General features: G+C 44.6%; 7 protein-coding genes. All 7 read left to right on the top strand.

The annotated features are described in order from the left end of the window. Positions 1 to 744: bacteriophage T4 gp5 trimerisation domain-containing protein (locus R3289_RS20335; protein WP_413466730.1), on the top strand; the 744-nt coding region annotated here is incomplete at its 5' end. Continuing rightward, positions 717 to 1,610 (top strand): DUF4123 domain-containing protein, encoded by an 894-nt coding sequence (locus R3289_RS20330; RefSeq protein ID WP_318927733.1) that lies wholly within the window; start codon positions 717 to 719, stop codon positions 1,608 to 1,610. The genes R3289_RS20335 and R3289_RS20330, both read left to right, overlap by 28 nt. After that, positions 1,600 to 5,742, top strand: a complete 4,143-nt coding sequence (locus R3289_RS20325; protein ID WP_318927732.1) for a LysM peptidoglycan-binding domain-containing protein — start codon at positions 1,600 to 1,602, stop codon at positions 5,740 to 5,742. The genes R3289_RS20330 and R3289_RS20325 overlap by 11 nt, the downstream gene beginning before the upstream one ends. After that, a complete protein-coding gene (locus R3289_RS20320) occupies positions 5,732 to 6,814 on the top strand; it encodes a hypothetical protein (RefSeq protein ID WP_318927731.1) in 1,083 nt (360 codons plus the stop codon). The genes R3289_RS20325 and R3289_RS20320 overlap by 11 nt, the downstream gene beginning before the upstream one ends. Positions 6,815 to 6,975: 161 nt before the next feature. Continuing rightward, positions 6,976 to 7,485 carry a hypothetical protein gene (locus R3289_RS20315; RefSeq protein WP_318927730.1) on the top strand — a complete coding sequence of 170 codons (510 nt, stop codon included), beginning with the start codon at positions 6,976 to 6,978 and terminating at the stop codon, positions 7,483 to 7,485. A gap of 70 nt (positions 7,486 to 7,555) precedes the next feature. Further along, positions 7,556 to 8,116, top strand: a complete 561-nt coding sequence (locus tag R3289_RS20310; protein WP_318927729.1) for a hypothetical protein — start codon at positions 7,556 to 7,558, stop codon at positions 8,114 to 8,116. A gap of 52 nt (positions 8,117 to 8,168) precedes the next feature. Further along, entirely contained in the window at positions 8,169 to 8,453 is a 285-nt protein-coding gene (locus R3289_RS20305; RefSeq protein WP_318927728.1) for a type VI secretion system PAAR protein, read from the top strand. Positions 8,454 to 8,740: the final 287 nt, after the last annotated feature.

Here is an 8,740-nt window from a genome sequence, read left to right as displayed (position 1 = left end):
GGTGCGTTATATAACACCAAAAACCAAGTGCCTTATGCCCTGCCCGAGCATAAAACCCGCAGCACCTTTAAAACATCGTCCAGTGTCGGCGGGCAGAACTTCAATGAATGGCGCTTTGACGACAAAATAAATAACGAACAAATCTATCTTCATGCCGCCAAAGATCTCGATACCACCGTACAAAATATCCGCACCCAGGAAATACTGAATGCCGATCACCTTACCGTCCACGATTGCCGCTATCAGGCAATTAAAGTTGATGATCACAGCACGGTAAACGGAAATCAGTTCGAAACGATCGGCGGAGATAACCACCACGAGACGGCAGGCACGCAGCAGACCAAAATCGGTAGCAAACACCTTACCGAAGCGGGCAGTGAAATCCACATCAAAGTGGGCAATAAAGCAGTGATTGAAGCCGGTTCCGAAATCACCCTGAAAGGCGGCGGCAGTTTCGTGAAAATCGACCCATCCGGCATCAAGCTCGTCGGCCCGGGCATCAAGCTGAATTCTGGCGGCAGCGCAGGAAGGGGGAGTGGCTACGGAGGCCAGCCGCCACAATTGCCGAGAGTGATTGGTCAGGCTGCCACATTGGCCGCATCAACCGCGTTGCAGGCACAAACAGCGACAACGTCTATGTCGCTGGCCGCGTTTGGGAATATGGCGAAAAGGGCCGTATTTATTCAGGAAGAGTGTGATTGTAGCGGTGAAGATACATGCCCAATACACAAAAAGAAGAGTTAGTCATGCAAATTGAAGGTATTAAGTGCTTAAGCGCTGTTCCTGTTTATCAGCCAACTCTTCGTACTTACTTGATTGTAGAAGCGTGCCAAATTGATGATTTTTTACGCCGCTTTTATGAGGGAAGCTCAGGCGACTGTCTGTGGGATTATCTCTTTGGCCAGGACGTTGATGACGGAGTGAAAAAATCCGGGCCAGTATTGATAGAGCTGCAAAGCCATGAGCAGGATTGGACTTTTGCGGTCTCGCTATTAGAGCAGTATCCGGCGGGCTGTTTGTTAACTTCAAAGGCTGATTTTGAATCTGTACAGAAATGGGGTATGGCACGCGTTCAAATCTACTCACCCAGTAATGCCCGTTCAGTCTGTCGATTTTATGATCCGCGTAATTTAGCCTATTGCTTAGGGGCTCAGGAACAAATACAGCGTCGTCATTTTTGGCATCAGGCCGAACAACTCTATTGGTACGATCAACAACAGTGGTGGACGTCAGAATTAACGGCGTCTTCCGAGCCATTAATCAAAGAGTATCGCCTCTCTCAATCAGAATTAGCAACGATAACGGTATACAAAGAACAGCAGATGGCAAATCAATTAGCCGATCACTATCGTAATGTAATACCGAAAGACAATATTCTGATTTCTGAACTGGTTCACTCCCAGTTGCCAATCGCCAAACGCTATGGCGCAAGCAACATGAATGAATTTGATCTCTGGCTTCGTATCGCCATTGTCTATGGTGGGGATTTTTATCGTGAGCGTAAACTGCAGCCAATATTTGAAAACCTACATTATTCAATCAAGAAAAAACTGGCATTGAGCGATGAAATACTCGCAGCATTGGAAGCAGGAGATCACCATGGAATATAAATTAATCCCATATTTGGTTGAAAAGGGTGATACCGTTTCAGGGCTGGCCAGAAAACATAACATCAGTCAAAAAGTATTTTTAGACCATAACCCTCATGTTACTGATCCCGGTCGAATACATGCTGGGAAAATAATGATCATTCCAGTTCCTATTCAATCAGCAAAAGCCGGCTCGGTATTTGCTTCGACGGGTGAAGCCAGTAAGAAAACTGAATTCACATCAATACCGAGCGTGGATACTATTGAGCCAGAGCTTGCATCAGAATGGAATATTGATGCCGGGCTTGATGAATTACCCCTTACGCCTCCGGCATTGCCATTAGAAACAGATGAGTTACTGAATGGGGCAGAAGCGGGGTTGCCGCCAGCCTTAGAAACGCCCTATTCGTTAGAATCCATGGGGGCGGCACAGTGCCGAACCCAGGAAGAGCAAGAACAGCAAAAGTTTATCTTCGTCGAGCAAACCGGTGTTGGGATTGATGATGGCATTAATCAATTTGCATTGTTTGCCAGTGGGCAGGAAGTCGAGCAATTGCAAAGTTGCCAGCAACCCCAGGGGCGCTTTGGGCCAATCGTTGAGACAACAACGTATATTGATGATCATGCTTTAAAAGATGGCTATCAGCTGATCCACAAAATTGGCGATATTCAAGCAGTACTGCTTGATAATAAAGAAGTGAGTAACTCTGTACTGAAAGAGGCGACCAAAGAGTTCCAACACAATGTCATGCTCGGTATTGTGCCTTTATTGACAACCGATCATGATGAAAGAGCGGTTGCACCTTGCCGCAACGGCTATCTGTATATTTTCCTCAATGGGCGACTCTATAGAGAGTTAAAAGTGACGGCAGAGTCGGATAAAACACCGACGTTTACCGATAGTGACGCGGCAAGCTACCGTCAGATGGACACCGTGCCAGATAAACGGGAATACACAGGTACAGCGCAACAACACATCCAGATCCCGCTTTATTTAAATAACCGAATCGCAAACGTTGAAATGGCGTTCTCCCAATTCCCATGGCCTTGGAAGCACGTACAAACGCTGGAGAAAAGCGATTATTTGCGAAAGGAGCGTTGCGAGCAATGGTCGAAAATTTCGCGGGCTGTCGACGAAATTCCGGCATTAATTCGCACGAAATCGGGTATTGCGAATTATAAAACCAGGCGGTTTGTTGAAGAATGGGGCTTTGTAACTAAGCATCTGGCCATTGATGAGCTGCCAGAAATGAGAATGCGCGACGCGGAAATGGAAACCTTGCTGGGCTCATCTCGTATTTATTTGGAAGATATTTCAGGCCAGCAATGGCGTAACGTTGTTACTGGGCTACAGCAAGAGCGTCAATACCACGACAGTGATGTTAATACACAGCTTTCAGCGCCAAGCGATCTCATCAATTTTAAAGATGATAAATATCCCCATGAAACGGTATTTTGCCCCAGTTTACGGGGAAATTTATTACAGCAATGGATGCACCCGAGAAGAGCTAAGCCATTGCCGTTGAATAACTCGCCAGATGTGCCTGAATTTTCATTTGAAGACTACCAGCTTCCAGAACCACCTACAGCCTGCAGTGATTGTTTCTCACCGCTAAGAGGCAAAAATCTGGTGGGAATTGTATTAAAAGATCAGCGGTTTGTTGCCGATAAATTGCTCAACCAGGTCAATGCCAATATTCAGCTGCTTCAGTTACTGTCGGAAAGTGTGAAATATCATAACTATGGCGCTGCCGCAGAGCTGATCCACTTTAATTGTTTTAGTAAACAAACCCCGAATGGTAATGCCAACCCGCTCTATTTAGACAGCTTCTGGGATGCAAGACTGGTTCAGTCTACCGGCAGCCTGTTCTGCCGGATAGTAAAGCGTGAAGAACGGGCGCAGGCACGAAGAGAACTCTATAAATTAATTGGCTTATACGCAGATTTGCTATGGGATCGTAATAGTGCCCACCTGGCCGCAACGGACATGGACGCGATTCTGTTTCAAACTGCCGATAAAGCGTGGCCCTATATCAACTTTATCGAGACGCTTGAAACCATACTGGTTGATTTAGATCGGGTCGATCCCCGATTGGTCGAAGGTGAGCCAGATCATGACATGCCAATACTGAATCGATTTAATTATTCGCGATTGGCCGATCCGAAAAAAATCATGATGGGGGCAATTAAACGTATTTTTGAAACGGCCTCCCATCCTTACGCTTGTTTGGCCTATCAAAAAGAAAATTGCCAGGGTGATGCAAGAAAATGGGCCGAGTTTTACGAGGTCAATTACGAGCAGTTACAACAAGCAGTCGCCAATACCTATCAGGAAAAATCCCAATTAGTCATTTTTGATCAGGAGCTAATAGACGTCGCCTCTAAAGTGATTGATGAAGAAAACCAGATGTCGGCTTCTGAGATATCGGGCGTTGTAAGGCGAGGGGTCAACGGTTTAGAGGTATTATCCATTCAGGTATTGCCTTCGCTTTATGGGGTTTTGGCAAAGATAACGAATATTCAAGGCAAGGCATTGACGATTAAGTTCGCTTCTGAATTAGCCCATTTACCATCAGCCCTCTCTGGTGGCGCTATTCCGTTTAAGGTGCAAGCGACGAATGGGAAAACGCTGTGGCTAATGGCGGCAGATGTTCGACAATTACCATCTCATGTCTATGATGGTATAAAGGGTCAGTCGGTATCAAGTATAGAAAATCAGCTTGGTGGGAAATTCAGCCACACCAGAAATGCTGATTATAGCTATGAGATTAAGGGCCAGCAGGTAAATCAAACCTCTGCTCGTATTGTTGGAGGCGCATACCGAGGAATATGGGCCGGGTTGTGGTTGTTGGAGCTGAATAATTTTTGTATATCATTTAAAACTTCGCTAGATAAACCGAATGCAAAAAATATTATTGGGTTGATTAGTGCAAGCTTTGATGTGTTTCTCTTAAGTGCTTACTTCTCAAACTTAACTAACAATCAATCCTTCAAAGGGGTAAATAAAAAATTAAGCGTGGACTTTAATCTGGAAAATGATCAATTAAAAAGAATGTCAGGCTGGCGCAATTGGCGAGGTGGTTTGGCAAGTATTGCTGGTGGCGTAACATCATTATTATTATTCTTGGATGCGAAACTTCTGTTTGACCAAGGATACAATAACGCAGCCTGGAATAAAATCGGTGAGGCCGGGTCAATGATGACGGCCGCAACAGCACCGGGCATTACTTATATGGCGAAGCCCATTGTCGATAGGGCGTGTATTCGTTTATTAGGCCAGGCGGCAATTTCAGCCAATACCATAAACTTAACCATCACAGTCGGATCTTTGTTTGTCTCATGGTGGTTTGCCTCGCGGGCAGCGAACCATAGTGACGATTCGTTTTCGCTGGCAATTAAATATGGCCTGTTCGGTGTAGAGCATAATGATCTGGATGAAAGAATTCGTCGGTTAGAAGAAAAGGTCGAGAAAGGGGAATTCGAAGATAACAAATCTATTCTGCCCAGGCTTAAAGAGGTAAAATCAACCGCAGAAAGCCAAAGCGGGATGAATTACTACAGCCAGCTAGTTAACTGTTTGTTTATGGGTGATGCGACTATTATCTCACCCTCAGAAGCTTACCGTATAAGTAGTGATTTCAAAAAACAAAATTGTCAGCTTATTATTAAAACCTTTAATCCGGTATTGCGCTTTGATAAAGGGGATTCACAGCCGCAAAAATTCACTATCAAATTAGGTGAAGAACTGACAATCCCCGGCTTTTCTCAAACAGCGGTAATACCAATTCGAACTATATTGGAAGTAAAGCCAAAACTGGTCAAACAAGATCCGGAAAATCCTGCAATCCAATATTATGGTTTTATACTTCCTGCCAGCTACTGGCAACATACCGTAGAGTCTTATCATAAGATTAAGCTGATGAATTATAGGGGTAACCTCAACCATCTGAAAAAAGCATCAACTGTACCTGAAGCGAATAAATTACATATCAAGCTCACATTGGCGTCAAGAAACATTGAATTCAGTGATGAAGTTTGGCAACCCAATGAAAAAGCTTATGTGGGTATAACTAAAATCAGAGAATTTAAGTATGTTCAGCCGCGTTTGTCGGTAACAGTAAACAACAGTAAAAGGGTTAGCCATGCAGTGTAATCAATATCAACCTACTGCGTACACCAAACAGAAATGCCCGCTGGTATCACAACCTATTGATATGGGCGTGCTAGAGCATGTAATGATTGATTCGCAGTTAGCATGGTATAGCCAATACAATTATTTAAACCCATGGCAAAAGCAATTCTCTGCAGGATGGTTGACTAGATATCGGGTACAAAAAAAAGAATTTCCTGCCTATTGGCCACTTTCACATAAAGTCTTTAAATCTGGCTGGGAGGAAGATAAAACTCAGCCGAAAAGACGAATATTTTTGGAACTATTTGTCGGTTGCTTTAGCTTCCCCTTGGCTTGGCTTTGGGTTGGTGGGTGTTGGGTTGGTTTTTTAGCTTCAATCCTTGGGGGAGAGGCATTTTGGGAGTTTTTTTTCTATCCTCCACTAGTGTGTGCAATATGTACTTGGCTCAATATTCGACTTAAGAACAGTAATTTAAAATACTATAAAGGTTATAAATGGAAAGATCAGGGTTTTTTTCGTGAAACAGGTAAAGTGGTTACCCAATTTGGCGAATTTGATTTCATTGATTTTGACCCAGTTATTGAGCGAGATATGATGGCCAATGGCACCTGTAATTTTAACCTGGAAATGCGCTATCGCTACCGTGAACAATATAAGTTCAGCATCTCAATTTACGGTGCAGGTGCCAATATTCGTGATGCCCATGCCGCGTGGGATATGTTGCTGCGCTTTATGGATATCGAAGAGCCATTGCCTGATATTCCGGAATTAGAGCCGTTCCGCCATTTGGACCCAACCACAGTCGAATACGACAAGGCGGGTAAGCGCGGCCGTCCTGATAATTACTGGCACGATTTGTATGCCGCCAATGATGAGTCGACCTTCTGGAATTACCTTCATGATATGGAAGGTAGAAAAAAGAATAATCCACTGATTCAGATGGATAATGAGTTTTACGATATGATTATTGGACATAAAGAGCCTGTGCCACCCTATATCCCTGAGCACATTTATGAACAACGCAAACGCGAATTCTATGAAATGCAAGCCGCCTATGAAGCAGAGCAGCAACAAATCGAAAAAGCAGAATAAGCTCAGTATCAAGTTCACGTTGGCGGCCAGAAACATTGAATTTAGTGATGAAGTTTGGCACCCCAATGAAAAGGCCTATGTGGGTATAACGAAAATCAGAGAGTTTAAGTATGTTCAGCCGTGTTTGTCGGTAACACTCAACAACAGCAAGGGGGTTAGCCATGCAGTGTAATCAATATCAACCCACCGCCTACACCAAACAGAAATGCCCGCTGGTATCACAACCTATTGATATGGGCGTTCTAGAGCATGTAATGATTGATTCGCAGTTAGCATGGTATAACCAATATAATTACTTAAACCCTAGGCAAGAGCAGTTTTCTGCAGGATGGCTGAAAAGATATCGTGTTCAGAAAAATGATTTTCCAGAGTATTGGCCTGTAACCCACCAGGTAAATAAAACAGGCTGGGATGAAGATAAAAGCCAACAATCAGATAAAATGTTTACGGAAATGTTTATTGGTTGCTTTAGCTTCCCCTTGGCTTGGCTTGGCTTGGCTTGGCTTGGCTTGGCTTGGCTTGGCTTGGCTTGGCTTGGCTTGGCTTTGGATTGGTGCTGCGTGGTTGGCAACAGTTATTACGCTACTAGCTCGCGGATCATTTCTGATTTTAGGAGCGGTACTTCCTCCACTAGTTTGTGCAATATTTACCTGGTTAAATATTCGACTTAAGAATAGTAATTTAAAATATTACAAACGTCATAGGTGGAACGGACAGGGTTTTTATCGTGAAACAGGTAAAGTGGTTACCCAATTTGGCGAATTTGATTTTACAGATTTTGACCCGGTTATAGAGCGAGATATGATGGCCAACGGTACCTGTAATTTTAACCTGGAAATGCGCTATCGCTACCGTGAACAATATAAGTTCAGCATCTCAATTTATGGCGCAGGCAGCAATATTCGTGATGCCCATGCCGCGTGGGATATGTTGCTGCGCTTTATGGATATCGAAGAACCATTGCCCGATATTCCCGAGTTAGAGCCGTTTCGTCATTTAGACCCCACCACAGTCGAATATGACCAAGCAGGCAAGCGCGGCCGCCCTGATAATTACTGGCACGATTTGTATGCCTCCAATGATGAGTCGACCTTCTGGAACTACCTTCATGATATGGAAGGACGGAAGAAGAATAACCCGTTGATCCAAATGGAAAGTGACTTTCGTGACATGATCCGTGGTAACAAAGAAGCTGTGCCCCCGTATATCCCTGAACACATTTATGAACAACGCAAACGCGAGTTCTATGAAATGCAAGCAGCCTATGAAGCCGAGCAGCAACAAATCGAAAAAGCAGAATAATCATCAGTTCACAGATTGATTAATAATGACGATAAACAAAAAGGATTTTACTATGCCTAAAGCAGCACTGCTGGGTGACATCGGCACCCAGCATGATGGTTTTCACCCATCCCCGATCATTTCAGCCAGTTCAGATGTCTTCATTGACGGCCGCCCTGTTGCTCGCCAGGGCGATGCATTAATGCCGCATATCAAACCCAAGCATCCACCGCATCCGCGCAGCATCGCATCGGGTGTGGGGTCGGTATTGGTGAATGGTAAGCCCATCGCCGTCGGCGGCTCTAAAATCAGCTGCGGCGGGAAAGTGCAGGCGGGCAGTTCGGTAAAAGCGGGTTAGTTGTTTCATAATATTATTTGAATCAAATGTTTCTACGCAAAGGTAAAATAGCTACCCCGGTCAATTTTCCATACAGGCCGAGGGTACAGGCATTGCAACACGTACCCTTGAACAGGGGAGAATAGATAAACGGAAAGTTAGCGGGGGTCAGTGATTGCTGTCAGCTTACCAGCGGTTATTACCAGCCATTACAAGCTCACCCTAATGACGCATGGAACGAGCCGTGGTTGCTGACAGAGGTTAAACACCGGGGCATTCAGCCTCAGGTGCTGGAAGAGCATGCCGAT

This window comes from Photobacterium sp., from assembly GCF_033720175.1.
In the GTDB taxonomy this organism is placed as follows: Bacteria; Pseudomonadota; Gammaproteobacteria; order Enterobacterales; family Vibrionaceae; genus Photobacterium.
The sequence above is the reverse complement of the archived record's forward strand: the minus strand, read 5'-3'. Positions and strand labels throughout refer to the sequence as shown.